Annotated in this window: 23 protein-coding genes, 3 tRNA genes and 1 rRNA gene; 17 read left to right on the top strand and 10 right to left on the bottom strand. The window is 25.6% G+C overall.

Annotated elements, in window-relative coordinates:
* The 6 genes from frr (at window position 1) to dnaE (ending at window position 6,957) form a co-directional block, all read left to right on the top strand.
* On the top strand, window positions 1-552 hold the full coding sequence (gene frr / locus BBP_RS01085; protein WP_011091349.1) for a ribosome recycling factor: 552 nt from the start codon (window positions 1-3) through the stop codon (window positions 550-552).
* 40 nt (window positions 553-592) lie between these two features.
* Complete coding sequence (locus BBP_RS02975) at window positions 593-712, top strand: hypothetical protein (RefSeq protein ID WP_079172731.1); 120 nt, start codon at window positions 593-595, stop codon at window positions 710-712.
* 759 nt (window positions 713-1,471) lie between these two features.
* Complete coding sequence (locus BBP_RS01090) at window positions 1,472-1,753, top strand: hypothetical protein (protein ID WP_044010512.1); 282 nt, start codon at window positions 1,472-1,474, stop codon at window positions 1,751-1,753.
* A 68-nt stretch (window positions 1,754-1,821) separates the two neighbouring features.
* Window positions 1,822-2,577 carry a polyprenyl diphosphate synthase gene (gene uppS, locus BBP_RS01095; protein ID WP_011091350.1) on the top strand — a complete coding sequence of 252 codons (756 nt, stop codon included), beginning with the start codon at window positions 1,822-1,824 and terminating at the stop codon, window positions 2,575-2,577.
* A 405-nt stretch (window positions 2,578-2,982) separates the two neighbouring features.
* Window positions 2,983-3,435, top strand: a complete 453-nt coding sequence (gene fabZ / locus BBP_RS01100; RefSeq protein ID WP_011091351.1) for a 3-hydroxyacyl-ACP dehydratase FabZ — start codon at window positions 2,983-2,985, stop codon at window positions 3,433-3,435.
* A gap of 288 nt (window positions 3,436-3,723) precedes the next feature.
* Window positions 3,724-6,957, top strand: a complete 3,234-nt coding sequence (dnaE, locus tag BBP_RS01105; protein WP_011091352.1) for a DNA polymerase III subunit alpha — start codon at window positions 3,724-3,726, stop codon at window positions 6,955-6,957.
* A gap of 144 nt (window positions 6,958-7,101) precedes the next feature.
* Here the strand turns inward: dnaE and BBP_RS01110 are convergent, their stop codons facing one another.
* Window positions 7,102-8,826 carry a proline--tRNA ligase gene (locus tag BBP_RS01110; protein WP_011091353.1) on the bottom strand — a complete coding sequence of 575 codons (1,725 nt, stop codon included), beginning with the start codon at window positions 8,824-8,826 and terminating at the stop codon, window positions 7,102-7,104.
* Window positions 8,827-9,230: 404 nt separating this feature from the next.
* Between BBP_RS01110 and BBP_RS01115 the strand changes: the two genes are divergently transcribed.
* Together BBP_RS01115 and flhA are read left to right on the top strand one after the other, a co-directional pair.
* Window positions 9,231-10,379 carry an EscU/YscU/HrcU family type III secretion system export apparatus switch protein gene (locus BBP_RS01115; protein ID WP_011091354.1) on the top strand — a complete coding sequence of 383 codons (1,149 nt, stop codon included), beginning with the start codon at window positions 9,231-9,233 and terminating at the stop codon, window positions 10,377-10,379.
* Window positions 10,372-12,480 (top strand): flagellar biosynthesis protein FlhA, encoded by a 2,109-nt coding sequence (gene flhA, locus BBP_RS01120; RefSeq protein WP_011091355.1) that lies wholly within the window; start codon window positions 10,372-10,374, stop codon window positions 12,478-12,480. The genes BBP_RS01115 and flhA overlap by 8 nt, the downstream gene beginning before the upstream one ends.
* A 170-nt stretch (window positions 12,481-12,650) precedes the next feature.
* Here flhA and argS read toward each other — a convergent pair whose 3' ends face one another.
* Window positions 12,651-14,387 (bottom strand): arginine--tRNA ligase, encoded by a 1,737-nt coding sequence (gene argS, locus BBP_RS01125; protein ID WP_011091356.1) that lies wholly within the window; start codon window positions 14,385-14,387, stop codon window positions 12,651-12,653.
* A gap of 374 nt (window positions 14,388-14,761) precedes the next feature.
* On the opposite strand from argS, the gene BBP_RS01130 reads away from it, so the two are divergent.
* The 3 genes from BBP_RS01130 to BBP_RS01140 all read left to right on the top strand — a co-directional run bounded on the left by BBP_RS01130 (window position 14,762) and on the right by BBP_RS01140 (window position 16,574).
* Window positions 14,762-16,322, top strand: a 16S ribosomal RNA gene (locus BBP_RS01130).
* A 57-nt stretch (window positions 16,323-16,379) separates the two neighbouring features.
* A tRNA-Ile gene (locus tag BBP_RS01135) sits at window positions 16,380-16,454 on the top strand.
* Between the two features lie 47 nt (window positions 16,455-16,501).
* Window positions 16,502-16,574, top strand: a tRNA-Ala gene (locus BBP_RS01140).
* A 12-nt stretch (window positions 16,575-16,586) separates the two neighbouring features.
* Here the strand turns inward: BBP_RS01140 and gloB are convergent.
* The gene (gene gloB, locus BBP_RS01145; RefSeq protein WP_011091357.1) at window positions 16,587-17,336 is read right to left on the bottom strand and encodes a hydroxyacylglutathione hydrolase; all 750 of its coding nucleotides are present in this window, start codon (window positions 17,334-17,336) and stop codon (window positions 16,587-16,589) included.
* A 53-nt stretch (window positions 17,337-17,389) separates the two neighbouring features.
* Window positions 17,390-17,851: a ribonuclease HI gene (gene rnhA / locus BBP_RS01150; RefSeq protein ID WP_011091358.1), complete on the bottom strand. Its 462-nt coding sequence runs from the start codon at window positions 17,849-17,851 to the stop codon at window positions 17,390-17,392.
* A 49-nt stretch (window positions 17,852-17,900) separates the two neighbouring features.
* On the opposite strand from rnhA, the gene dnaQ reads away from it, so the two are divergent.
* The 4 genes from dnaQ to BBP_RS01170 all read left to right on the top strand — a co-directional run bounded on the left by dnaQ (window position 17,901) and on the right by BBP_RS01170 (window position 20,248).
* Entirely contained in the window at window positions 17,901-18,638 is a 738-nt protein-coding gene (dnaQ, locus tag BBP_RS01155; protein ID WP_011091359.1) for a DNA polymerase III subunit epsilon, read from the top strand.
* An 86-nt stretch (window positions 18,639-18,724) separates the two neighbouring features.
* Window positions 18,725-18,798: transfer RNA gene (locus BBP_RS01160), tRNA-Asp, on the top strand.
* Window positions 18,799-19,065: 267 nt separating this feature from the next.
* Window positions 19,066-19,527, top strand: a complete 462-nt coding sequence (gene gpt, locus BBP_RS01165) for a xanthine phosphoribosyltransferase (RefSeq protein ID WP_011091360.1) — start codon at window positions 19,066-19,068, stop codon at window positions 19,525-19,527.
* A 124-nt stretch (window positions 19,528-19,651) separates the two neighbouring features.
* Complete coding sequence (locus tag BBP_RS01170) at window positions 19,652-20,248, top strand: nucleotide exchange factor GrpE (RefSeq protein ID WP_011091361.1); 597 nt, start codon at window positions 19,652-19,654, stop codon at window positions 20,246-20,248.
* 13 nt (window positions 20,249-20,261) lie between these two features.
* Here BBP_RS01170 and BBP_RS01175 read toward each other — a convergent pair whose 3' ends face one another.
* Window positions 20,262-20,522, bottom strand: coding sequence for an RnfH family protein (locus BBP_RS01175; protein WP_011091362.1), 261 nt, complete (start codon window positions 20,520-20,522; stop codon window positions 20,262-20,264).
* A 150-nt stretch (window positions 20,523-20,672) separates the two neighbouring features.
* Between BBP_RS01175 and smpB the strand changes: the two genes are divergently transcribed.
* Both smpB and tadA read left to right on the top strand, forming a co-directional pair.
* Window positions 20,673-21,149, top strand: coding sequence for an SsrA-binding protein SmpB (gene smpB, locus BBP_RS01180; RefSeq protein WP_011091363.1), 477 nt, complete (start codon window positions 20,673-20,675; stop codon window positions 21,147-21,149).
* 67 nt (window positions 21,150-21,216) lie between these two features.
* Window positions 21,217-21,705 (top strand): tRNA adenosine(34) deaminase TadA, encoded by a 489-nt coding sequence (gene tadA, locus BBP_RS01185; protein ID WP_011091364.1) that lies wholly within the window; start codon window positions 21,217-21,219, stop codon window positions 21,703-21,705.
* A gap of 64 nt (window positions 21,706-21,769) precedes the next feature.
* Here the strand turns inward: tadA and acpS are convergent, their stop codons facing one another.
* The 5 genes from acpS to lepA form a co-directional block, all read right to left on the bottom strand.
* Entirely contained in the window at window positions 21,770-22,156 is a 387-nt protein-coding gene (gene acpS / locus BBP_RS01190; RefSeq protein WP_011091365.1) for a holo-ACP synthase, read from the bottom strand.
* Complete coding sequence (gene era, locus BBP_RS01195; RefSeq protein ID WP_011091366.1) at window positions 22,153-23,016, bottom strand: GTPase Era; 864 nt, start codon at window positions 23,014-23,016, stop codon at window positions 22,153-22,155. Before era ends, acpS begins: the two co-directional genes overlap by 4 nt.
* Window positions 23,013-23,693, bottom strand: a complete 681-nt coding sequence (rnc, locus tag BBP_RS01200; RefSeq protein ID WP_011091367.1) for a ribonuclease III — start codon at window positions 23,691-23,693, stop codon at window positions 23,013-23,015. The genes era and rnc overlap by 4 nt, the downstream gene beginning before the upstream one ends.
* A 100-nt stretch (window positions 23,694-23,793) precedes the next feature.
* Entirely contained in the window at window positions 23,794-24,726 is a 933-nt protein-coding gene (gene lepB / locus BBP_RS01205; protein ID WP_011091368.1) for a signal peptidase I, read from the bottom strand.
* Window positions 24,727-24,761: 35 nt separating this feature from the next.
* Window positions 24,762-26,549: a translation elongation factor 4 gene (lepA, locus tag BBP_RS01210; protein ID WP_011091369.1), complete on the bottom strand. Its 1,788-nt coding sequence runs from the start codon at window positions 26,547-26,549 to the stop codon at window positions 24,762-24,764.
* Window positions 26,550-26,920: the final 371 nt, after the last annotated feature.

Consider the following 26,920-nt stretch of genomic DNA (forward strand, 5'->3'; position numbering starts at 1 on the left):
ATGGAGCGTATAAAAAATTTTACTAGTTCAAAGATGGATCATTGTGTTCATATGTTTGTAAATCAACTTAATACATTGAGAAGTTCAAGAGCTTCTCCATCTATTTTGGATACAATACTTATTGATTACCTTGGCCAGAAGATTCAATTAAAAAAATTATCAAATATTATTGTAGAAAATGTTAATACATTAAGAATTACTTTGTTTGACCCTAAAATTAAAAATAACGTAGAAAAAGCAATTATAAGTTCTAAATTAGATTTAATACCTATTTTTATTAATAATTATTTTCAAATAAAAATTCCAGTACTGACTGAAGAACGTCGATTACAGTTAATAAAGTTAGCTAAAAAAATGGCAGAAAATAGTCGAATTTGCATTCGAAATATTAGAAGACTTTCTAATGAAAAAATTAAATTATTTTTAAAGGATAAGATTATTAGTAGTGATAAGGAACGTAGATTACAACATGAAGTTCAGGATATTACAAATAGTTATATGGAAAAAATTAATGTAATATTAAGTAAAAAAGAAAAAGATTTGTTAAAATAATTAATTTTATGAAAAAGGTAATTGTGTAAAGAAATTAGCTATTTTAGGTTCTACTGGTTTAATTGGAGTTAGCACTTTATCTATAGTTAGACGTTTTCTAAAATTATTTAAAGTTATTGTATTATCAGCTAAAAAAAATGTTATAAAAATAGTGCAGTAATGTTTTATTTTTAGACCATTATGGGTATCTTTAGAAGGTCAAGATGCAGTTCGGAAATTAAAATTTAAATTAAAAATAAGAAATGTATTAGCTATAAAGTGTTATTTAGTTCCGAAGCTTTTTGTTAGTTGGTTAATTTAGAGAATCAGTAGATTATATTGTATCTGAAATGACAGGTATTCCAAACTTAAATTACAATTTTATCAGTTACTAAATTAGGTAAAATAGCATTATTAGTTAGTAAAGAATCATTGGCGATAGGAGAAAACTCATTGATAAAATCTGTTTATGAAAATAATGCGAAATTATCACCTATAGATAGTGAGTACAATTCCATTTTTAAGAGTTTACTAACAAATCTTTAAAAAAAAAAGTAATTTTATAAAATTGTTGTAAAATGACTAAAAATTAAATCTTTGTTTTAACTGGGTCAGGTGATCTACTTTTAAATTCGTTATTATCTGAATTAAAATATTCCAGTCCTGAGGTAGTTTGTAAACATCCTAATTGAGTTGTGGGTAAAAGATATCTGTAGACTCTTTTACTATTTTGATAAATAAAGGATTTGAATGTATTAAAAAGCTAAGTTATTTTTTAGAAGTATAAGTTTTGAAATTGAAATAGTAATTTATTTTCAATCTATCGTTTATTTTATGATTCGATATTTTGATTCAAGTATTATTGTTAATATATTGTATAGCGATAATGTTAAAATTTCTATTATTTATGCATTAAATTGGCCTAATATAATTACTTCTGATGTTCCTTAATTTAGATCTTTTAGAGATAAAAAATTTGTTTTTTTTTGAATTAGATTTTACAAGATATTCATGTTTAAAATTAGCGATAACTGCATATAATGATGGTTATTCTGCTACAATTATATTAAATGTAGTTAATGATATTTCTGTATCTTATTTTTTAAAATTTAAAATTCAATTTACTGATATTTTTATAATAAATTCTATTTTTTTATCTAATTTGCTCTCATATTTAGAGCTGAAAAGTTTTGAAGATATATTAAAATTAGATAAAATTTAAAGATTAACAACTAAAAAAAATAAATTTTAAATTATATTAAATAGATAATATAGGTTTACATACAATACATGAGTTATTCCAAAAATAATATGTTATTTAAAAATGTATTAAATTTCAAAAAAAATATACCTTCGCATGTAGCTATTATAATGGACGGAAATGGGAAATGGGCACGAAAAAGAGGAAAATCTCGATTTTTTGGACATTTTTCAGGATTTTATGCTGCACGAAGAGCAATATCTTTTGCATTATTTCATAAATTAAAAATTCTTACTCTATACGCTTTTAGTAGTGACAATTGGAATCGTTCTCCACGGGAAATAAAAGTATTAATGGAATTATTTTTTTATGCTTTATCTAATGAAACTAACAATTTAAATAAATATAATATTCGTTTAAAAGTTATTGGAAATAAAGAAAAGTTTAATACCGTATTAAAAAACAAAATTCGTGTTGTAGAAAAAGAAACTTTAAAGAATACCGGTTTATTACTAAACATTGCAGCGAATTATAGCGGTCGTTGGGAAATTCTTGAAGCGATAAAAAAAATTGTTGTAGCTATTAAATGTAAAAATTTATCTTTAAATGCAATTACTGAATCTACGGTTTCTGATTTTCTTTTAATTAATGAAAAGATTCCTGTAGATTTGGTTATTAGAACAGGAGGAGAGTGTCGCTTAAGTAATTTTTTAGTTTGGCAGATATCATATTCAGAATTATATTTTACTAATACACTTTGGCCTGATTTTGATAGAAAAGAGTTTAAAAAAGCTATTGATGAATTTTCTAACAGAGAACGTAGATTTGGTCGTGTATCACATTAAAATGTATTGTATTAAAGTTTTTGTAACATATTTGTTTCTAACAGTTAAATAATTTAACCATGTTATTTTAAAATTTTTTAAATACATAATTTGATTGTAATAAATATTTTTAATTAGGACGTATTTTAAGTGTAATAAGATTACTGAACTGAATATTTTAATTTTAAAAAAAGATGCATGTTTTACAACATTTTAATTTTAAAAATAAAACATTTAAATTATATTTAAGACAATTTTGAATTTTAGAAAATTTTTATATAAAATTTGTATTAAATTAATGTATTTACAATTGTCAGGTAAATAAAAAATTTATAAGTTATATTAAATTAAATATTTATTCGCATGATTTAATTGTTTTAAATATGTTAAAATAATTAATATTATTTTTCATGTTTGAAAAAAAAAATGTATAATTCAAATATTACAGATATTACGACATTATTACCTCATCGATATCCTTTTTTATTAATTGATCGAATTATAGCCTATCAAAAAAATTTTAATATTTTAACAATAAAAAATATTTCTTATAGTGAATTTTGTTTTACTGGACATTTTTATAAAAATCCAGTATTTCCTGGAGTTTTAATTTTAGAAGCAATAGCACAATCAGCTTGTCTATTGGTGTATAAAAGTTTTGGAATGTCATACAAAAATAATTTGTTTTATCTGACTAATATTATTGATGTCAAATTTAAAAAAAAAGTGATTCCGGGTGATCAAATGCTAATTAATGTTTTTGTTGATAAACATCACCATAGATTAATTCGTTTTGTGGGACATGTTTCAGTTAGTAAATATATTGTATGTAAAGCTACAATTTCATGCTTATTAACAAATGACGTAGTTTCACGATAGATGTATTTCGTTAAAAACATGTTTATTAAAGTTTTTAAAATTATAAAAATATGTAAGATAAAGTTTTAAAATTTGCTAAAATATATATTTTGAATTGAAATAGTTTTATATTTATAGATTTTTTTAGGGGTAAATAGCATGATTGTGTCATTTTAATTTAAGGTATAGATAGTTATTCTATTTATAAAACGAAAAGTTTTTAAAAAAATATATTAATTTTTAGTTAGTTAGATGCGTTATATAGGTTTTAAAGATTTATTATATAATTGATTTGATTGGAAAAGTTAAATGTTTAATTTTAAATTTGTTCATTTGAGAGTACATAGTGATTTTTCCATGATAGATGGATTAGTTAAACCCAACATTTTAGCTCAACATGCAAAAAAGTTAAATATGCCTGCAATAGCTATAACTGATAGTAGTAATTTGCATGGAATGATCAAATTTTATCGAGCGACATTCTCTCAGGGTATTAAACCAATTATAGGTGTGGATTTTAAAGTTTTTCCTGACGATAAGTATGTATCTTCCAATATGTTTACAAAAATTACCTTATTAGCTGTTAATAATTCAGGATATCGCAATCTTCTTTTATTATTATCACGTGCATATAAAATTGGATATAATAATAAGGTAGGTGTTTTCATAACAAAAGAATGGTTAGTTGAACACAGAAAGGGAATAATTTTATTATCAGGAGGATGTTACGGAGATATTGGCGTTAATTTATTAAATAATAATAAAAGTTTAGTATTAAATTGCTTATCTTTTTATAATCGATTTTTTGAAAATTTTTATTATTTAGAAATTATGAGGATTGGAAGAAGTAATGAAGAACAATATATTTCTAGAATTAAAGATATTTCTGCTAGAGAAGGTATTCCTGTAGTAGCTACTAATGAAGTATGTTTTTTAAATAAACAAGATTTTGAGGTACATAAAATTCGTGTATTTATTAATTTAGGTTGTACTATAAAAAGTAATTCAGCACATTATAATTATACACCTCAGCAGTTTATGCGTACTAGTAATGAAATGGAAGAATTGTTTTTAGATTTTCCTGATGCAATTTCAAATACTATAGAAATTTCTAAACGTTGCAATGTTATTCTTAAATTTAATAAATATTTTTTACCTAAATTCCAAACAGGTAATATGAATACTACTGATTTTTTAGTTATGAAAGCAAAGAAGGGAATGCAAAAGCGTTTAATACAATTATTTCCTAATAAGCAAGACAGAATTAATAATGTTAATAGGTATTATACTCGTTTATTATCTGAATTGAACGTTATTAATAAAATGGGTTTTCCTGGATATTTTTTAATTGTTATGGAATTTATAAATTGGGCTAAGAAAAATGATATTCCTGTAGGTCCTGGGAGAGGATCTGGTGCAGGTTCATTAGTATCATATGTTTTAAATATTACTGAGTTAGATCCTTTATCTTTTGATCTTTTATTTGAAAGATTTTTAAATCCAGAACGAGTTTTTATGCCAGATTTAGATGTTGATTTTTGTATGGACAAACGAGATAAAGTTATTGAACATGTTTCAAAAATTTATGGAGAAGAGTCAGTATCTCAAATTATTTCTTTTGGAACATTAACAGCAAAATCTGTTATTAGAGATGTTGGGCGTGTTTTTGGTTTTCCGTATGGATTTTTAAATAGATTATCTAAATTAATACCTCTAGATTTAGGTATGACGTTAGAAAAAGCAATTTCTCAAAAAGTAGAATTATTAGAATTATACAAGTTTGACAAAGATGTAAGAGAGTTAATAAATATAGCTAAAAGATTAGAAGGTATAACTCGGAATGTTAGTAAGCACGCTGGGGGGGTAGTTATTTCTCCAAAAAAGATAACTGATTTTGTTCCATTATATTATGATGAAAACGGTAATAATCCAGTTACTCAATTTGATAAGAATGACATTGGATATACAGGATTAGTTAAATTTGATTTTTTAGGTTTAAAAACATTAACTGTTATTCATGGAACGGTAAAGATGATTAATACTAAATTTTCAAACAATCAAAAAAAACTAATTAACATAAATACTATTTCTTTAAAAGATAAAAATTGTTTTAAGTTTTTGCAAACTGCGCAAACTATTGCAGTATTTCAATTAGAATCTAACGGTATGAAAGATTTAATTAGACGATTAAAACCTGATTCATTTGAAGATTTAGTTGCTTTAGTAGCTTTGTTTCGCCCTGGTCCATTGCAATCAGGTATGGTAGATAATTTTATAAATAGAAAACATGGTAAAGAAAAAATTTTGTATCCTAATAAGGAGTGTCAGCATGCTTTGTTAAAGCCTATTTTAAAATCAACGTATGGGATTATTTTATATCAAGAACAAGTTATGAAAATAGTTCAAGTTTTTGCAAATTATACTTTAGGACACGCAGATCTGTTACGTCGAACTATGGAAAAGAAAGATCAAGTAGAAATGAATAAACATAGAGAAATGTTTAAAAATGGAGCTAAAGAGAATAATATTAATACTAAACTGTCAACAAAAATTTTTAATTTATTAGAACAATTTGCTGGATATGCTTTTAATAAATCTCATTCTGTATCTTATGCTTTGGTTTCGTATCAAACTTTATGGTTGAAATTATATTACCCTGAAGAATTTATGGCTTCTGCTATGAATGCAGACATAGATAATATTAAGAAAATTGTTGTTTTAATTAATGAATGCAAAGTAATGAAATTAAAGATTATTCCCCCAAATGTTAATCAAAGTGATTATTATTTTAAAGTAGATGATGATAAAAATATTATTTATGGGTTAGGAGCTATTAAAGGAATTGGGAAAAGTGTAATATTAGATATTGTTAACGCAAGAAAAAATAGAAAACGATTTTCTGAATTGTTTGATTTATGTGTATCTGTTAATTCTAAAAGAATAACTCACAAAGTAATTGAAAAATTAATTATGTCTGGAGGATGTGATTGTTTCGGTTTAAATCGTTCTATTTTAATGCATTCATGCGAGTATATAATAAAGTCAGCTAATCAATATTTAAAATCTATTATTTTAAAAAAAAGAGATTTATTTGGATTATTGTTAGACGATTTTAATGTAATTAAAAAAAAATATTATTCAATTAAAAAATTATATTCTATGAAACAAATATTAGATTGGGAAAAAGATAGTTTAGGTTTATATTTGACAGGTCATCCTGTAGATGAACATGTACATCTTCAGATGAGATATAATAACGTTATTCGTTTAAAAGATTTATTTAATAATAAAATTACAACAGAACAAATTTCTATTTTAGGAATGATTTCATTTTTAAAATTTAAAGTAACAAAAACTAAAAAAAATATGGTGTTTATGATATTAGAAGATAGTTTTGTTCAAATAGAAGTAATAATATTTGACAATATATTAAGAAGATATAGACATCTTTTAGAGAAAGAAGTAATAATTATTGTAACAGGTCGTATTCAAAAATCGATGTTTAGTAAAAAATATATTGTTTTAGCAGAAAAATTAATATAAACAAAATGAATGTTTTTAATTATAATGTTGTACTAAAATGTAGTATATTGAAATTAAATATTCAATTTTAAAAAGATATTTTTAATTTTTTTAAAATATATTTAAAATAATTTTATTTAATTTTAAACAGCATAAAAAATACATTTATTTTAAAGAATTATTCAGAATAATTTTAAAAACATGATTTTTATTAATAATTTTTTTGACATTTTTGTGTCTTTCTCGATATTCAACCATATCATTTTTTAGTAATTTTTCGCTAATAATAATACTATATGGAATTCCTATTAATTCTATTTCTGATAGAGTTATACTTAAATTCTGTTTTCTGTCATCTAGGAGTGCATCAATGTTATTTTTCTTGCAAAAGTTATATATTTTTTCTGATTGTTGTTTGACTAATGTTGATTTGTGAAAGCATACTGGTATAATTGCTATAGTAAATGGTGCAATAGAATCAGGCCAAATTATCCCATTTTTATCATTATTTTGTTCAATAATAGCTGCAATTATTCGTGTAATTCCAATTCCATAACAACCCATAATTAAAGTATCTTTTTTTCCAATTTTATTTTGAATTTTTACGTTCATGATTTTAGAATATTTTTTACCTAATTGGAATATATGGGCTATTTCAATGCTTTTTTGCATTTTTAGTTCTCCTGCTCCATCAGGACTTGGATCACCTTCTAAAACATATCTAATATCATAAGTTTGTGGTATTGATATATCTTTATTCCAATTCATATTGTTAAAATATTTATTTGTAATATTAGATCCAATAGTAAAGTTTTCTAAATTAATTACAGAAAAATCAGCTATTACAGGAAAATCTAGATTAATAGGTCCAATAAAATCTTTAGTTGTTCCTGTTACGTTTAATATTTCTTGTTTAGATGCAAATATTAGTGGATATTCGATTTCGTTTATTTTTGAAAGTTTGTATTCATTAATTGTATGATCTTCTCGAATTAATATGGCTACAAATAAGTGTTTACTAAAGTTTTTTGTTTTAACTAATATCGTTTTTATGGTGTTTGACTTTTTGAAGTTAGGTGTATTTGACAGTTTTTTATATATATCGTTATTATTTCTTAATATTTTAATTTTTTTAAAGTAGTTATTTGTACTATATTTAATATGGTTATTTTGAATAGAAGTAGCTACTTGAATATTAGCTAAATAATTAGATTGTGTGGATAATACAATAACATCTTCTCCAGTATTACTTGGTGCTTGAAATTCATGTGATTTTAGGCCTCCCATAAGTCCGGAATCTGCTTCTACAGCATAAAATTTTAGTTTCATTTTTTTGAATATTTTTATATATGTTTGGTACATCAAATTATAAGTTTTTTCTAGTGATAACATATTTATATGAAATGAATATGCATCTTTCATCATAAATTCTTTTGTTCGTATTATTCCGAATCTTGGTCGAATTTCGTCTCTAAATTTAGTTTGAATTTGGTATAATATTAATGGAAGTTGTTTGTAGGATTGAAGTTCATTTTTAATAAAATATGTAATCATTTCTTCATGTGTAGGCCCTAAAATAAATTTTTTATTTGTTCGATCAGTTACTTGAAATAATTCTTGTCCATACGTTATTACACGTTTACTTAAATCCCATAAATTTTTTTTTTGTAAAAATGGCATAGCTATTTCCATAGCTCCGCATTGTTTCATTTCATTCTTTATAATTCTAATAACTTTTTTTAATATTCTTAAACCTGTAGGTAGCCAAATATATGTTCCTGAGGTATTTTGACGAATAATTCCTGCTCGTAACATTAGAGCATGACTAATACAATCGGAATTATGAGGTGTTTCTTTTAATGTCGAAAATAAATATTTTCTTGCTTGCATTGTTTTTAAAACCTTAATTAAATTATTTTGAAATAAATTCTACGTATAAATTTAATTTTCAATGTTTTATAAAAGTTGAATAAACGTAATATTTATAATATTTTAGTAATTTAAATTATTACGTAGTAATATTTTATTGTGACATTTATATTTACAATGTTATAAATAATATTTTTTTAAATAATATTATTTAATTTATGTATTAATTAATAATATCATAGAATCTATTGGTAATAATAAAATTACCAGATAATAATTATTTAAACAATTTTAATAAAATAATAAATAATGCGTTAGTTTTATTTTTTATTAATAATTTAATTAATAAAATAAGTATATCAGCAACAATATAATTGTGTTTTTGTTAAAATTATATTTTAATTTAAAATTTAAGGCATATTTTTATGAATCATGATGAATCTGAAGAAAAGACTGAAAGTCCGACTAGTTATCGATTAAAAATTTCCAAAGAAACAGGACATAATAGATATTATCGTGAATTGTATTCATTACTTATTTTAACTATTACGTTAATTAACTTTTGGTATAATCAGCGGTTAATTTTGACTTTATTAAAAAGAATTTTTTATTTAAGTTTTACTTTTAATAATTCTATTTTTCAAAATGATTTATTTTTAGATCACAATTTCTTAATGATTTTTCAAGATAATCTTATTTCATTATTAGGAATAATTTTTTTTCCTATGTTAATTTTTATGTTTCCTGCAATGATATTATGTTGTTCTAATTTTAATTTTAAATTTATAAAATTTGATATTAATAAATTAAATCCAATATTAGGATTTAAGAATGTGTTTTCTATTAAGAGTATTGTTGATTTATTTAAAACAGTCTTAAAAATAGTTTTTGTGAGTATTGTAGTATATTTATTTATATCTAAATATTTTTTAAAAGTATGCTTTTCCTCAAATTTTACATTTGATTATATATTAAATTATAGTGTACGCACTATTTTTTTGTGTTTTTTGACTATTTTAATATTTTTTATTCCAATTATTATCATTGATTTATTTTGGGAAAAATATAATTTCTATAGAAGTTTACGTATGACGCGAAAGGAAGTTAGTGATGAATTGAAAAATATGGAAGGAAACCCTCGTATAAAATCTCGTATCCGTCAAATAATGTTTTCAATTTCAAATCGTCGTATGTTATCAAATGTATCAAAATCTGACGTTATCGTTGTAAATCCAATGCATTATGCTATTGCTATTAAATATAATGAAACTAACATGTATGCTCCAAAAATATTAGCAAAGGGCATCGATGAATTAGCGATAAAAATTAAAAAGATAGGTAATAATCATTCTATTCCAACTCTTGTTTCGCATTCCTTAGCTCATGTTTTATATTATCGAACTGAAGTTGGAGAATATATACCAAGTGTATTATATGAAGCTGTTGCTGAAGTATTAGCTTGGGTTTGGAAAATTCGGCATTGGAAAATAAAAGGTGGAGTATTTCCGCGTACTCCTGAAAAATTTTTTATTCCTTCGGAATTGTATGAAAAGAGGATAAAAAAACGTGGCTAACATCTTGTCTATATTTAAAACGTTCGAAATAAAAAGATTAGTTAAATTTCAGACGTTATCAGGTCCGGTATTGATTTTAATAATTTTATCTATGATGGTTTTGCCGCTGGCGCCGTTTATTTTAGATTTGTTTTTTACATTCAATATAGCATTGTCAATAGTAGTATTATTAATGTCTATGTTCACTACTAAAACATTAGAGTTTACTTCTTTTCCTACAATTTTATTGTTTTCTACATTATTAAGGTTGGCATTAAATATTGCATCAACGAGAATAATTCTTCTAAATGGTCATATTGGATCATGTTCAGCTGGAAACGTTATACAGGCGTTTGGTCATTTTTTAGTAGGCGGTAATTTTACTATTGGAATTATAGTGTTTATTATTTTAATAATTATTAATTTTATGGTTATTACTAAGGGAGCAAGTAGAATTGCAGAGGTTGGAGCTAGATTCACGTTAGACGGTATGCCGGGAAAGCAAATGGCTATTGACGCAGATTTAAATGCTGGTTTAATTGGAGAAAAACAAGCTAAAAAGAGACGTATAGAAATTAATCAAGAAGCAGATTTTTATGGTTCTATGGATGGAGCTAGTAAATTTGTTAGAGGAGATGCTATAGCTGGAATTTTAATTATGATTGTTAATATTATTGGAGGTTTAGTTATTGGTATATTGCAACATAATATGACATTTTCACAAGCAGCACAAGTATATACAATTTTAACTATTGGAGATGGATTAGTAGCACAGATTCCAGCTTTAGTAGTTTCAACTGCGTCAGGAGTGATCGTTACTCGAGTGAGTACAGATCAGAATGTTAGTGAACAAATTGTAAGTCAACTTTTTTGTAATCCTCAGGTAATTCTCTTAAGTGGAATAGTTTTAGGAGTTTTAGGATTAGTTCCTGGTATGCCTAACATTATTTTTTTAATATTTACAACATTATTATTTTTTATATCTTGGTTAATATATCGTAATCCTGTAATATTTACGAATTTTGAATCAACTATGAAAAAAATTGATAATACTAATTTTTGTAATATATCTGATGCATCATGGAATGACGTTCAATTAGAAGGTTCTATTAGTATTGAATTGGGTAATTTATTAATTCCAATGATTAAAGTTAATTCCAAAAAAAGTAATTTATTAGATAAAATTCGTAACGTTAGAAAAAAATGTGCTAAAAATATTGGGTTTTTACCACCGTTAGTTCATATTAGGGATAATAATAATTTACCTGGTAACTGTTATTGTATTTTAATCAAAGGAATTGAAATAAGTAAAGGGACGGTGCAATGTGGTAAGTTTTTGGCAATTAATTCAGGTAATGCATCTGGACCATTACCATTACCAGCTGAAGAAACAAGTGATCCGATTTTTAAGTTTAAATCGTTTTGGATTACGAGTGAGCTTATAAATCAAGCTAAACAGAAGGGTTATAATATTGCTGAAGATAGTACTGTTATTTCAACGCATTTAAATCATATTATTTTAACTCATATAAGTTTATTGTTCGGACGTCAAGAAGCTCAACAATTATTAGACTATGTAAGTAAATTTTGTCCGAAATTAATTGAAGATTTGATTCCAAATTCTATTAATTTAACTATTTTTCATCAGGTATTGCAAAATTTATTAATTGAAAATGTTCCGATTCGTGACATGCAAACTATTTTAGAAACCTTAATTACGCATGCACCGAATTATCAAAATGACTCGCAAATTTTAACTAGTTTAGTTCGCATTTCTTTGGGAAAATTAATTATTCAAAATATTTTTCAAAATAATAAAATAGAAGTTATTAAATTTGACTCTAAATTAGAACAGATTTTACTTAAAACTATTGCAAACAAAGATAGTGTTCTTGAACCCGGGTTGTATAACTATATTGTAGTTAAATTACAGCAAGAATATAATAATTGTAAATTAAAAAATATACCATGTGTATTATTAGTACATCATAATTTACGTGTTTTTATAGCAAAAATGTTGTTAAAAAATATCCCGAAAATTTTTGTTTTATCAAATTTAGAATTAGAGGATGTTACAAAAATATATACAACTAATATTATTGGAGATCAAACAAAAACATAAGAAAAAATGTAATTATATATCTAAAAAAGTGTGGTACATATTTATTTTTATGTATCACTCTATAAAAATTAATTTTGTATGTAAAATGCAATAAAATATATTTAGCATGAAATAAAATTTAGGTAAAGTATAATTTTTAATAAATACAAATAAATATTAGTCGTTTAAGATTACATATATTTTATTGTAGAAATTCCAATTATAAATAAACCTTTTTTTAAAGTTCTAGCTGTTAACAGGGACAATAATAGTCGATTTTTACGAATTTTAGTGTTTTTAGATTTATATATGGAACATTTTTCGTAAAATTTCGAAAAAATTTTTGATAGTTCATATAGATATTTGCATATAATATGTGGAGCACTATGTTGCAACGATTCTAATATTATTTCTTCAAATTGAAATAATTTAATAGCTAATTTATTTTCAAGTAATTCTGTCAGTATGATATTTCCGGAAAGTTTTAACATTGATATATTCAATTTTTTAAATATAGATAGTATTCTTATATATGCATATTGCATGTATGGTGCAGTGTTTCCATCAAATGTCAATATTTCGTCCCATTTAAAAATATAGTCTGTTAATCTATTTTTAGATAAGTCAAAATATTTTATTGCACCTATTCCTATTTTTTCAGATAAATATTCTAACTCTTTGTTGGATAAGTTTTTATTTTTATTTTTTGCAATCTTTTTCGCGCGCTTTATTGCTTCATTTATTAGATCAGATAATATTATGTTGTTTCCAGAACGGGTGCTGAATGGACGTTTATTTTTTGAACAAATCATTCCAAATTCATTATGTCTAATAATAATGTTATTAGATATGTATCCAGCTTTTTTAGCTATTTCTAAGATTTGTTTTAAATATTCTTTTTGACGAGAATCAATAAAATATAAAATTTGGTCAGCACGAAGAACTTCGCAACGGTATTTTAAACACGCGAGATCAATAGTAGAATATAAAAATGCACCATCCTGTTTTTGAATTATCACGCCCATTGGTGCCCCGTCTCTATTTTTGAATTTATTTAAAAATACGATGTAAGCACCATTACATTGTTTTGCAATTTTTTTTGTTTTTAAGTCCTGTATAATGTCAGGTAGCATATCATTATAAAAACTTTCTCCGACAATATGTTTATTTGTTAAAGTAACATTTAATTTTTTATAAATTTTTTGATTTTCTGTTATAGTTTTTTTAACAATTTTTTTCCAAATTCTTATGCATTCTTTATCTTTTTTTTGTAATTTTACAACATAATTTCGTGTTTTTTTAGAAAATTCTGAATCTAAATCAAAATTCACTTTTGCTTTTTGGTATAATTCATTTAAATCAAGTTGATTGATTTCATTATAAGATATAAAGTTTTGTTTTAAATAAGCGATAATCATTCCGAAATGTGTACCCCAATCTCCAATGTGGTTAATTCGCATAACGTTATGTCCTAGAAATTCTAATATGCGAGCTGTAGCATCACCTAGAATGGTTGAACGAAGGTGTCCTACATGCATTTTTTTTGCAACATTTGGTGATGAATAATCTATAATAATATTTTTTGGTGTGACTTTTTTTATTCCTAATCTAAATGATTTTATTTTTTTTGTTAATTCTTTTTCTAACCATGTTTTATTAATAAAAATATTTATAAAACCTAATTTTGAAGCTGTAATTTTCTTATACATTTTATATTCATAATAACGCATGTTAGAAATAATATATTTTGAAAGAACATATGGATTTTTATTTAAATTATTAGCTAATTTTATAATTCCATTTACTTGGTAATCCCAAACTTTTTTGTCGGAAGTTCTGACAATTGCAAGGTCTTCATGTGTTATAAAAATTTTTATAATATTTAATACTTTTTTAATGTGTTTTGATATTATAGATTTAATAGTCATGTGATCCTATATAGAAATTTTTATTAACATTATTTATTAATATTTATTGTATATTAAATAATACAAAATATAAATTATTTCAGAAATTTTAAATATTTGTATAAGTAATATTTTTGTAATTAAAATAGCTATTTGTATTTTTCTATTAAAAGATTATTTAAATAAACTAAATTACAAATTTATTAGTTAATTTAATAAATAAATATTTAAAATTGTTGACAAATGTATAAAAAGATGTAAGTATGTAAAGGTATTAAAAACAACGCTCTTTAAAAAAATATCAGAAAATTCATGTGGGCACGCCAAATTAAAGATGAATTAAGTAGCATTTAGCTTTTATTAAAGTATTGTTCTTGTTTTTTTTTGAGAACTTAAAATTGAAGAGTTTGATCATGGCTCAGATTGAACGCTGGCGGCAAGCTTAACACATGCAAGTCGAGCGGCATCGAAGAAAAGTTTACTTTTCTGGCGGCGAGCGGCAAACGGGTGAGTAACATCTGGGGATCTACCTAAAAGAGGGGGACAACCATTGGAAACGATGGCTAATACCGCATAATGTTTTTAAATAAACCAAAGTAGGGGACTAAAATTTTTAGCCTTATGCTTTTAGATGAACCCAGACGAGATTAGCTTGATGGTAAGGTAATGGCTTACCAAGGCGACGATCTCTAGCTGGTCTGAGAGGATAACCAGCCACACTGGAACTGAGATACGGTCCAGACTCCTACGGGAGGCAGCAGTGGGGAATATTGCACAATGGGCTAAAGCCTGATGCAGCTATGCCGCGTGTATGAAGAAGGCCTTAGGGTTGTAAAGTACTTTCAGCGGGGAGGAAAGAATTATGTCTAATATACATATTTTGTGACGTTACCCGAAGAAGAAGCACCGGCTAACTCCGTGCCAGCAGCCGCGGTAATACGGAGGGTGCGAGCGTTAATCAGAATTACTGGGCGTAAAGAGCACGTAGGCGGTTTATTAAGTCAGATGTGAAATCCCTAGGCTTAACTTAGGAACTGCATTTGAAACTAATAGACTAGAGTCTCATAGAGGGAGGTAGAATTCTAGGTGTAGCGGTGAAATGCGTAGATATCTAGAGGAATACCCGTGGCGAAAGCGACCTCCTAAATGAAAACTGACGCTGAGGTGCGAAAGCGTGGGGAGCAAACAGGATTAGATACCCTGGTAGTCCATGCTGTAAACGATGTCGACTTGGAGGTTGTTTCCTAGAGAAGTGGCTTCCGAAGCTAACGCATTAAGTCGACCGCCTGGGGAGTACGGTCGCAAGGCTAAAACTCAAATGAATTGACGGGGGCCCGCACAAGCGGTGGAGCATGTGGTTTAATTCGATGCAACGCGAAGAACCTTACCTGGTCTTGACATCCATAGAATTTTTTAGAGATAAAAGAGTGCCTTAGGGAACTATGAGACAGGTGCTGCATGGCTGTCGTCAGCTCGTGTTGTGAAATGTTGGGTTAAGTCCCGCAACGAGCGCAACCCCTATCCTTTGTTGCCATCAGGTTATGCTGGGAACTCAGAGGAGACTGCCGGTTATAAACCGGAGGAAGGTGGGGATGACGTCAAGTCATCATGGCCCTTACGACCAGGGCTACACACGTGCTACAATGGCATATACAAAGAGATGCAACTCTGCGAAGATAAGCAAACCTCATAAAGTATGTCGTAGTCCGGACTGGAGTCTGCAACTCGACTCCACGAAGTAGGAATCGCTAGTAATCGTGGATCAGAATGCCACGGTGAATACGTTCCCGGGCCTTGTACACACCGCCCGTCACACCATGGGAGTGGGTTGCAAAAGAAGCAGGTAGCTTAACCAGATTATTTTATTGGAGGGCGCTTACCACTTTGTGATTCATGACTGGGGTGAAGTCGTAACAAGGTAACCGTAGGGGAACCTGCGGTTGGATCACCTCCTTAAAAATAAAATAGTAATCTTTGATTTTTAGGTTGTGCCCACATGAATTTTCTGATAAAAGGCTTGTAGCTCAGCTTGGTCAGAGCGCACCCCTGATAAGGGTGAGGTCGGTGGTTCAATTCCACTCAGGCCTATTACAAGTTTCTTCTAAATAAATGATTAACTTTATTAGAAACAATAAGGGGTTATAGCTCAGCTGGGAGAGCGCTTGCTTTGCACGCAAGAGGTCAGCGGTTCGATCCCGCTTAACTCCAAATGTATTATATTTAACTTTTATCTTTTATTTTTCTTAAGTAAATAAAAAAATTTAATGAAAAACTTAAATCATTATGTATTTTAACTTGATGTCTTAAGTTCGTATTATTTAGTTGAAGAAAGGGATTTATTTTTTTTTCAATTTTTAAAGTACTTGGTAGTGTACATTGTGTTTTTGATTTTTTGATGTTATTGTAGTAATTTAGTATGTTTAAGTTTTTTGGAAATATTTTTTTAAAAAATTCTAAATTAGATCTAGTATATTCATGGGAGCAATATATCAATGTATCATTAGGTAATTTAGATATTGTTCTTAAGGAATTATACATTTTTATCATCATTCCATTTTTAACCCTCCCGCACCCCCCTGAAAATATGCTATCGCCACAAAATAAAAATGGAGGACAATAGTATGCAGTATGTCCATTAGTATGTCCTGGAGTAGGTATAATATAAAATTTTGTATTTAATATTTCAATAGTATTTCGATTATCTATTAGGTTTTTCGTTCCGCAAAATTGTGTTTCTAATGGTCCATAAATAGATATTTCTGGATATTTATATAATAAATTTTTAACACCTTGTATATGATCAAGGTGATTGTGTGTTAGCAAAATAATTTTAGGATTCAAATTTAATTTTTTTATCTTTTTAATTACAGAATTAGATTCACCTGGATCAATGATAATACAATCTTTACTTGAATTAAACATTATCCATACATAATTATCAAATAATACCTTAGTAAAAATTATTTTCATATTAATTCATTTATTTCCTCAATATTTTTAAAGTGATATGTAGGTATACAATATTATAAAATGTACCCGAAATCTTTTAAAGTAGGAAATTTTGCTGATTCGCGAGCTAAGTGATCACATTGTTCGTTTTTTTTATTTCCAGAATGACTTTTAATCCATTTCCAAGTCACTTGATGTAAGTTTAAAGATTTTTCTAAGCGTAACCACAAATCAACATTTTTAACATAAGTTTTTCTCGAAGTTTTCCATCCTTTTGTTTTCCAATTCTTAATCCAATATAAAATACCTTTTTGAACATATTGACTATCTGTTGATATTGTAATACAACATGGTTGTTTAAGTGATTCGGTAGCTACAATGATTCCCATTAATTCCATTCGATTATTAGTTGTTAAGTAAAATCCAGAACTAGATATATTTTCATATTCTAAATGTTGTATAATAAAACTATATCCTCCTGGTCCTGGATTTCCTAAACACGATCCATCAGAAAATATTTTAATAGTTTTTAACATAATGTGTTTTCTCTATTTAACTTATATAATTAACTATTTATACAAAAATATGAAAAAATATGATAGAAAAATTGTTTTAGACATTGAAACTACTGGTATGAATCCTGCTGGGTGTTTTTATAAAAATCACAAAATTATTGAAATTGGAGCTGTGGAAATGATAAATAACGTTTTTACTGGTAATAATTTTCACAGTTATATTCAACCCAATAGATTAATTGATAAACAATCTTTTAAAATTCATGGAATAACAGATAACTTTTTATTAGATAAACCAAAATTTCATGAAATTTCAGTAAAGTTTTTAGAATATATTACAAATTCTGATTTAATTATTCATAATGCAAAATTTGACGTAGGTTTTATAAATTATGAGTTAAATATGATCAATAGTGACAAACGAAAAATATCTGATTATTGTAATGTTGTTGATACTTTGCCATTAGCTAGACAATTATTTCCAGGAAAAAAAAATAGCTTAGATGCTTTATGTAATCGATATAAAATAAATGTTAGTCATCGAGATTTCCATAGTGCGTTAATTGATGCAAAATTATTAGCTAAAGTATATACATTTATGACTAGTTTTCAACAGTCAATTTCAATTTTTGATAAAAATAGTAATTTGAATTCTATTCAAAAAAATGCAAAACTAGATTCTAGAGTTCCTTTTCGATCAACATTATTACTAGCAACTAAAGATGAACTTCAACAGCACATGAAATATTTAAAATATGTAAAACAAGAAACAGGAAATTGTGTTTGGCTTGAAGATAAATATAATTAAACTATATTGACACTTCTCACATTAAATTATACAATGAATAAAATCAAATAGATAGTTTAGATTATCTACAGTAGTATATTTTAAAAGGTGCGGTAGTTCAGATGGTTAGAATACTGGCCTGTCACGCCGGGGGTCGCGGGTTCAAGTCCCGTCCGCACCGTATTACGTAGCACATTATATTTAGATTTTAAAACGTTTAACAAAAATTTTAAAACAAAAGTCTTAGTTTTTTGTTTTAAAATTTTAGTTTTTAAAATTGAGTAGTAGATAATAATTAAATGTTCATGAATATTTATTCTTTTTGTGATATAAATTATTTATTTTTAAATGATTTTGAAACGTAGTAACGTGATCATAATAGCATAAATTTTATAGATATTATCTGTTTTTATAAATAGGTATACCATTTTGTAGTTGCAGGACTATTATGAGTAAGAAATATATCGTTACTTGGGATATGCTACAAATTTATGCTAGAGAATTAGCCCAAAAGCTATTACCTGTTAATCAATGGAAAGGAATTATTGCAGTTAGTCGTGGTGGTTTAATTCCGTCTGCGTTGTTAGCAAGAGAATTAAATATTCGATTTGTAGATACTATTTGCGTGTCCAGTTACGATCATAATCGTTTACGTGACTTAAAAATATTAAAGTATGCAGCTGGAAACAGTTCTCAAATTATTATTGTAGATGATTTAGTAGATACAGGTGGAACTGGAAAAATAATTCGAAATTTGTATCCTAAAGCAAAGTTTGTAACTATCTTTGCCAAACCCATGGGTAAATTATTAGTAGACGAATATATTATAGATATACCACAAAAAGTGTGGATTGAGCAACCTTGGGATATGGGAGTTACTTATCAATCTCCTTTGGTAAGAGATTTGTGATTGATCTTTAATTATTAAATCTATTTTAGAGATATTTCAGCTAATAAATTAATAAGTAAATTTTGTAACAATAATTATGATTATGTTAATGTAAAATGAATTATACGGATGGAAATTTTAAATTATGAATATAGATAATGATTTATTAAGTAAAAATAAAGAAGCAAAAGTCGTATCTGAAAATTCTACCGTCGAAATAAATGATGTTACTAATAGTGATAGTAAAAATACTGATAACGATTTTCAAACAGAAGAATTAAATAATTTCGAGAAAATTTTTTTAAATTTAAATTCTGATTTGTTAAATCAACAATTGTTAGTTAAAAATAATCTTAAACTGTACAAAATAAGAGCGGAAAAAGAAATTAATCGTGCTTATAAATTTTCTTTAAAAAGTTTTATTTCTTCGTTGTTTCCTGTTATTGATAGTATGGAATACGCCTTAAATTTATTCAAAAAAGATGATAAAATATTATGTTTAATTTTTAATGAATTAGATAATGTTTCTCAATCTTTAATGAATTTGTTAGTTAAATTCGGAGTTACGTCCATAAAAGATATTAATATTGCTTTTAATCCTGATATACATCAAGCTATAACTACACAAGTATCTAAAGATATTAAAAATAATTATGTTATTTCAATTATGCAAAAAGGTTATCTATTATACGATAGATTATTACGTCCTGCGATGGTTATTGTTTCTAAAAATGATATTTAATTATATACTTTTGTTATTTAAGTTTACGATTTATTTTTTGTTTTCTCAGTTCTCTTGGATTTATTTTTAACGGTCTATAAATTTCAAGTCTATCTTTGTTATTTAAAATATGATTAAGTGATACTAATTCACCATAAATTCCAATTTTATTATTTTTTTTTATATTAATTTGTAATATTTTTAGAGCTTCATGAACTGGAGTGCCTATGTTTAGTTTAATTTTTTTAACATGCTGAATTTTATTTGTAAAATATACAATTGTAATTGTGATCATTAAGTTTAAAGAAATAAAAATTTAAGTTTAACTAAAATTTTCTCATACTACAGAAAATATTCAATTTTGTAAATAAAAATTTTTTAACTTTAAGTAATAAATAATAAAGTGTGATACTAAAATAAGTGTTAATAAAATTGATAATATACTATGAAAAGAAATAGTAATAGAAAACCTAATGAAATTTGTATTAATCGAAAAGCTAAGTACAGTTTTTCTATAAAAGAAACATTTGAAGCTGGAATAGTATTGTTAGGTTGGGAGGTAAAATCAGTACGATGTGGAAAGATTAATATTTCAAATAGTTACATTTCTTTAAAAAATGGTGAAATGTATCTAGTTAATTCTCAATTTGATCCAATTTCTAAATCAAACTTATATATAACGTATGAATGTAATAGAATAAAAAAAATATTGTTACGCAAACGTGAAATTACATATTTATATAGTAAATTATATAAAAGTCACTTAACTATTATTGTGTTGTCTATTTTTTTTAAAAAACAATGGTGTAAAGTTAAGATTGGTATAGCAAAAGGTAAAACAATAAAAGATAAACGTGAACATAAGAAATTAAGTGAGTGGAAAAAAACACAAAATAGATTTGTAAAACGAATTCGTCATTAGGACAATTTATTATTAAGAAGTATTCGTTTAGTATAAGGATTATATATTAATATGAAGTACGTTTTTTATGCATGATAGTGACAAATATTTTATGAAATGCGCTATATTTTTAGCTAAGATTTCTGAAATGATAGGAGAAGTTCCTGTTGGTGCAGTATTAGTTTTTAATAATACTATTATTGGAAAGGGGTTAAATAGTTCTATTTTAAATCATGATCCTACTGCTCATGCTGAAATAAAAGCATTACGTAATGGAGCAAAATTTTTAAAAAATTATCGTTTATTGCATACAACTTTATATGTAACGTTAGAACCATGTATTATGTGTTATGGTGCCATTATTCATAGCAGAATTTCTCGTTTAGTGTTTGGTGCTAAATATAAAAATTTACAAAAATATATTTGTTGCAAAAATCATTTTTTTATAAATAAGAATTTTCGAAAAATATCAATTACACAAGAAGTACTTGAATCTGAATGTTCAAATTTATTAAGTTCTTTTTTTAAACGTAAAAGAAAGATAGCAACGAAATATTTTAATAACAATATTATTTAATCTAATTCATTACAAATATTTATTTAAGATAGATAGTTACGTAAAGAAATATATCTAACTGTTTTTAATCTTCGAATATTACTATTGCACATACATATAATTTTTCGTCGCTTAAACTGACATGTGTGCTTTTTGTGTTCATAGCTTGAAGCATTTTTTTTGCTTGTTTTAAAAATTTTAAATAAGGTTTTCCATTTTTATCATGATGTAATTCAAGATCACTAAATTTTAGTCCATTTCTAATTCCTGTTCCTAATGCTTTTGATGCAGCTTCTTTAACAGAAAATCTATTTGCTAAAAATTTTGTGTAGTTTTGCTTACAATTAGGCAAAATGTTTAATTCATAATTTGATAGTATTTTTTGAGAAAATTTTGTTCCTAATTTGTTTTTTATAATGCGTTTAATTCTTAAAATTGACAATATATCAATTCCTACACCAAGAATACTCATAATGTTTTATTTTTTTTAATAACCTTTAATGATAAGTAAATTGATTTGTTAAAAAATTTTTCTAAAGCTTTTCGTGCTAATGAACCACATAATTTTATTTTTTTTCCTTTACATCCAATAATTATTTTTTTATGTTGGGTGTTGTTTACTGAGATTACAGCTTCTATATAAGACGTTTTTATATTTCTATCAATAATATTTTTGGTAGAAACTTGTATAGAATAGGGTAATTCATCACCTAAATATAATATTAGTTTTTCTCTAATAATTTCTGAAACAATACTTTTAATATCTAAATTAGTTTTTAAATCAAAAGGAAAAGTTGGCTTAGGTACAATTTTCAATTTGTTTTGAATTACTTTTGATAAAATATGAATATTTTCTCCTGTTTTTCCAGATATTGGGATTATTTCTTGAAACATATGTTTTTTGCTTAAAGTTAATATATGTGGTAGTAAATGTTCTTTTGATTTTATTTTATCAATTTTGTTAATAATAGCAAATATTGGTTTTAAATATTTTTTAACTATATTTAGAATATATTCATCTTCATTAGTCCAACTAGTTTTTTCTAATATCAAAAATATAAACTGAATACTATGCATTAATGCCATTGTATTTCTGAAAGTTTTATTTTGATTTTTATAAACGTATTTTTTAGATATTCCAGGTGTATCAATATAAATCAATTGATGTTGTAAACCTATATTCATAATACCAGTAATATTGCTTTGTGTAGTATGTTTCTTTTTAGAGACAATTGATATTTTGCTATTTATTAATTTATTAATAATAGTAGATTTCCCGACATTTGGTTTTCCAATAATAACACTTGTTCCAGAAAAATATTTTTGTTTCACTCTATCCCCAATTTTATTAGTGCATTTTGTGCAGCTTCTTGTTCTGCTTTTCTTCGACTAGAACCAATACCTATTGTTTTTTCATTAATTCCGCTAATTTCGCAATAAATAGTAAACAATTGATTATGTGCTTCTCCATATACTTGTTCTACTAAATATGAAGGCAATGGTAAATGTTTAGACTGCAAATATTCTTGTAATCTCGTTTTTGGGTCTTTTTGGGTATCGCTAGGATTAATTGCTTTCAATCGGTTTTTATACCATTTTAAGATTAATTTTTCTATGGTTTTTAAGTTGCTATCTAAAAAAATACTACCAATAAGTGCTTCTACAGTGTTAGCAAGAATTGATTCTCTTCTAAAACCTCCACTTTTTAACTCTCCTTGTCCTAACTGAAGGTAATCTCCTAAATCAAATTCGTATGCTATTTTAGCTAATGTATGACCTCTAACTAAAGTAGCTCTCATTCTACTCATATCTCCCTCGTTTACATGCGGAAAACAATGGTATAATGCATTAGCAATAACAAAACTTAAAATAGAATCACCTAAAAATTCCAATCTCTCATTATGCTTACTGTTTGCACTTCTATGAGTTAACGCTTGGATCAATAAATCTTTTTTAATAAATGTATATCCTAAAATTTTTTGTAATTTTTGTATTACAGTATGATTCATGTTATTGCCAATTATACTGATATAGTGATTAGTAAATAGTAATTAATTATAATAACGTTATTGTAAGAAATACTTATTTTATAAATTTTATTATTAAAATTTAATAAATATTTCCAATTCTATCAAATTGAATACCTGTAGGCCACTGCCCTTCTTTTTTTATTAAATGCATCCATATAAAAACTACTTTTCCTATTAAGTTTTTTTCTGGTACAAAACCCCAATATCGACTGTCCAAACTGTTGTCTCGATTATCACCTAAAACAAAATATTTATGTTTAGGTACTATCCAAGTTCCCTGTTTTTGACTAAATTGTTTAAAATATAGATCTTTTTGATCAATTAATTTTTTCTTAAAAAATATATTATACGCTATTTTTTCTATTTTTTCTTGGTACATTTCTAATTGTAATAAGTTGTTGTTTGAAGATTCTAACGAATGAACATTGTTTAAAATTATATTATTTAACTTAAAATGTTTAGTAAAATCATTTGGTTTGATATATTTATAGTTTATAGAAATATTTTTTGTATGTTGTTCGTTGATATTATTGGGAGTAATTGTTAAACGTTTAGTTAATATATTGTAATTGATTTTATCTCCAGGTAAACCAACAATTCTTTTAACATAATTGATAGCATTATTATTAGGATGTTTAAAAACAACTATATCACCTCGTTTTGGAGTATTTATGAAAACAATAACATTATTTGAAAATGGGTTTTTAATTCCATAAGAAAATTTTTTTACTAATATAAAATCTCCTGGTAATAATGTAGGCATCATAGATTCAGATGGAATTTGAAAGGGTTCGCAAATAAATGTACGTATTATAAATACTATTATTAAAATGGGAAAAAAAGATGCAAAAGTTTGAACAACTTGTTTACTTTTATAATAAATTTTTGACTTCTTTATATTAAATGGAATTTTAGAATCTAGTAAGTTATGGGATAAAATTTTATTGATAATCCATAAAGTTCCAGTAATTAATGAAGATGCTAGTAAAAAACTTGACAGATAATTAGACATGATGTTCCGTTCTTATTAAGAGTATATCTTTCGTATTAATTGTTATTTAAAATTTTTAAAAATACTTCTTGAGGTATTGTTATATTTCCAATTTGTTTCATCCTTTTTTTTCCTATTTTTTGTTTTTTTAATAATTTTTTTTTGCGAGTAACATCACCTCCATAACATTTAGCTAATACATTTTTTCTTAATTGTTTAATGGTAGTACGAACAATTACTTTGGTACCTATAACAGCTTGTATAATGATATCAAATTGATGTCTTGGAATTAAATTTTTCATTTTTTCAACTACATTTTTAGCTTGATTTAATATCTTTGTTTTATGAACTATTGTAGATAAAGAATCTATTTTTTTATAATTTACTAAAATATCTAAACATTTTACATGAGCAACTTTATACAACTCAAAATTATATTCTAATGAAGCGTATCCGCTAGATACAGATTTTAATTGATCAAAAAAGTTTAATACTACTTCTGACATAGGTATACTATAATCTAACAAAATTTGATTATTGTAATATGATATATCATTTTGTACACCTCGTCTTTGAGAACATAATAACAATGTGTTACCTAAATATTTTATAGGTAATAAAATTAAACATTTTGCAATTGGTTCTCTAATTTCTTTAATTTTTTGTAGTGTTGACAACTTATGTGGAGTATCTAGGTAATAATTAGTATTATCTATCATTATTATTTTATAAATTACTGTAGGTGATGTAGCAATAATTTGAAGATTATATTCTCTTTCTAATCTAGCTTGAACAATTTCCATATGTAAAATTCCTAAAAAACCACATCGAAATCCATGTCCTAGTGCTAGGGAATGTTCAGGTTCATAAAATAAGGAAGCATCATTTAAACTTAATTTTCCTAAAGCATCTCGAAAGAGAGAGAATTGGTTAGATTGAATAGTAAATAAACCTGCATAAATTTTAGGTTTAATTTTTTTAAAACCAGATAGTACTTTTTTTGCGCTGTTAGGATGTTGAGTAATAGTATCTCCAACAGGAGCACCAGTAATATTTCGTATACCGCATATAATCCAACCTACTTCCCCACATTTTAGGATATCTTTAAATATTGGCTTTGGAGTAAAAATTCCTATTTTTTCAATATTGTAAATTTTTTTAGTACTCATAATTTGAATTTTAGTTTTTTTTGTAAGATATCCATTTTTTACTCGTACTAAGGAAACTACTCCTAAATAACAATCGAACCAAGAATCTATAATTAGTGCTTGTAGTGGGTCATTTGGATTTCCTTTTGGGTATGGAATATTATGTGTAATTGTTTCTAGTAAATTAGTAATACCTGTTCCAGTTTTTGCTGAACATAAGATAATATTATTAGTTGACAAACCTATAATATCTTCGATTTCTTTTTTAACACGTTGAGGATCAGCAGTAGGTAAATCGATTTTATTTAAAATAGGTATTACTTTTAAATTCATATCTAATGCGGTATGACAATTAGCTATAGTTTGTGCCTCTACTCCCTGTGTTGCGTCAATTATTAATAATGCTCCTTCACAAGCAGATAAAGATCGAGATACTTCATAAGAAAAATCTACATGTCCTGGTGTATCAATAAAGTTCATTTGAATTATTTTATTACATTTAGATTTATATTCAATGGTAACACTTTGAGATTTAATAGTAATTCCTCTTTCTTTTTCTAAATCCATAGAATCTAATACTTGAGAATGCATTTCTCTTTTTGATAATCCTCCACATATTTGAATTAATCTATCAGAAATAGTAGACTTTCCATGATCAACATGTGCAATAATTGAAAAATTTCTAATTGTTTCCATATATAAACAAGTGACCTCATATAAAAATAAGAAACTGTGTACATTATTTAACACATATATAGAAGCAGTGTTAATAGCAATTTTGTTAGAATAATTTAAAAAAATGTAGAAAAATTTTTTTTAATAAATGTTTTAAACATTGTTATTAATTTTAAACTTTATAATTGAAATTTCAAATGCTATATGTTGTATCGATTTTTAAAATTTTGTTTTAAAAATATTAGATGTTGAAAATAATGTTTTTTAATAATTATTTTATTTTTTATTTAATTAATATTATAATTATGTATAAGCAAGTTAATAATTAAAATGAAATTAAATATAATTATATAGTATAATTATATGTATCAACACATATTCTAATTTTAGAA

Source organism: Buchnera aphidicola str. Bp (Baizongia pistaciae) (assembly GCF_000007725.1).
GTDB lineage: Bacteria > Pseudomonadota > Gammaproteobacteria > Enterobacterales > Enterobacteriaceae > Buchnera_B > Buchnera_B aphidicola_H.

Bases quoted from the DNA above. Each gene is read 5' to 3' on its own strand.
- frr (WP_011091349.1), top strand. From the start codon at position 1: ATGGAGCGTATAAAAAATTTTACTAGTTCAAAGATGGATCATTGTGTT.
- BBP_RS01090 (WP_044010512.1), top strand. From the start codon at position 1,472: ATGTTCCTTAATTTAGATCTTTTAGAGATAAAAAATTTGTTTTTTTTT.
- uppS (WP_011091350.1), top strand. From the start codon at position 1,822: ATGAGTTATTCCAAAAATAATATGTTATTTAAAAATGTATTAAATTTC.
- fabZ (WP_011091351.1), top strand. From the start codon at position 2,983: ATGTATAATTCAAATATTACAGATATTACGACATTATTACCTCATCGA.
- dnaE (WP_011091352.1), top strand. From the start codon at position 3,724: ATGTTTAATTTTAAATTTGTTCATTTGAGAGTACATAGTGATTTTTCC.
- BBP_RS01110 (WP_011091353.1), bottom strand. From the start codon at position 8,826: ATGCAAGCAAGAAAATATTTATTTTCGACATTAAAAGAAACACCTCAT.
- BBP_RS01115 (WP_011091354.1), top strand. From the start codon at position 9,231: ATGAATCATGATGAATCTGAAGAAAAGACTGAAAGTCCGACTAGTTAT.
- argS (WP_011091356.1), bottom strand. From the start codon at position 14,387: ATGACTATTAAATCTATAATATCAAAACACATTAAAAAAGTATTAAAT.
- gloB (WP_011091357.1), bottom strand. From the start codon at position 17,336: ATGAAAATAATTTTTACTAAGGTATTATTTGATAATTATGTATGGATA.
- rnhA (WP_011091358.1), bottom strand. From the start codon at position 17,851: ATGTTAAAAACTATTAAAATATTTTCTGATGGATCGTGTTTAGGAAAT.
- dnaQ (WP_011091359.1), top strand. From the start codon at position 17,901: ATGAAAAAATATGATAGAAAAATTGTTTTAGACATTGAAACTACTGGT.
- gpt (WP_011091360.1), top strand. From the start codon at position 19,066: ATGAGTAAGAAATATATCGTTACTTGGGATATGCTACAAATTTATGCT.
- BBP_RS01170 (WP_011091361.1), top strand. From the start codon at position 19,652: ATGAATATAGATAATGATTTATTAAGTAAAAATAAAGAAGCAAAAGTC.
- BBP_RS01175 (WP_011091362.1), bottom strand. From the start codon at position 20,522: ATGATCACAATTACAATTGTATATTTTACAAATAAAATTCAGCATGTT.
- smpB (WP_011091363.1), top strand. From the start codon at position 20,673: ATGAAAAGAAATAGTAATAGAAAACCTAATGAAATTTGTATTAATCGA.
- tadA (WP_011091364.1), top strand. From the start codon at position 21,217: ATGCATGATAGTGACAAATATTTTATGAAATGCGCTATATTTTTAGCT.
- acpS (WP_011091365.1), bottom strand. From the start codon at position 22,156: ATGAGTATTCTTGGTGTAGGAATTGATATATTGTCAATTTTAAGAATT.
- rnc (WP_011091367.1), bottom strand. From the start codon at position 23,693: ATGAATCATACTGTAATACAAAAATTACAAAAAATTTTAGGATATACA.
- lepB (WP_011091368.1), bottom strand. From the start codon at position 24,726: ATGTCTAATTATCTGTCAAGTTTTTTACTAGCATCTTCATTAATTACT.
- lepA (WP_011091369.1), bottom strand. From the start codon at position 26,549: ATGGAAACAATTAGAAATTTTTCAATTATTGCACATGTTGATCATGGA.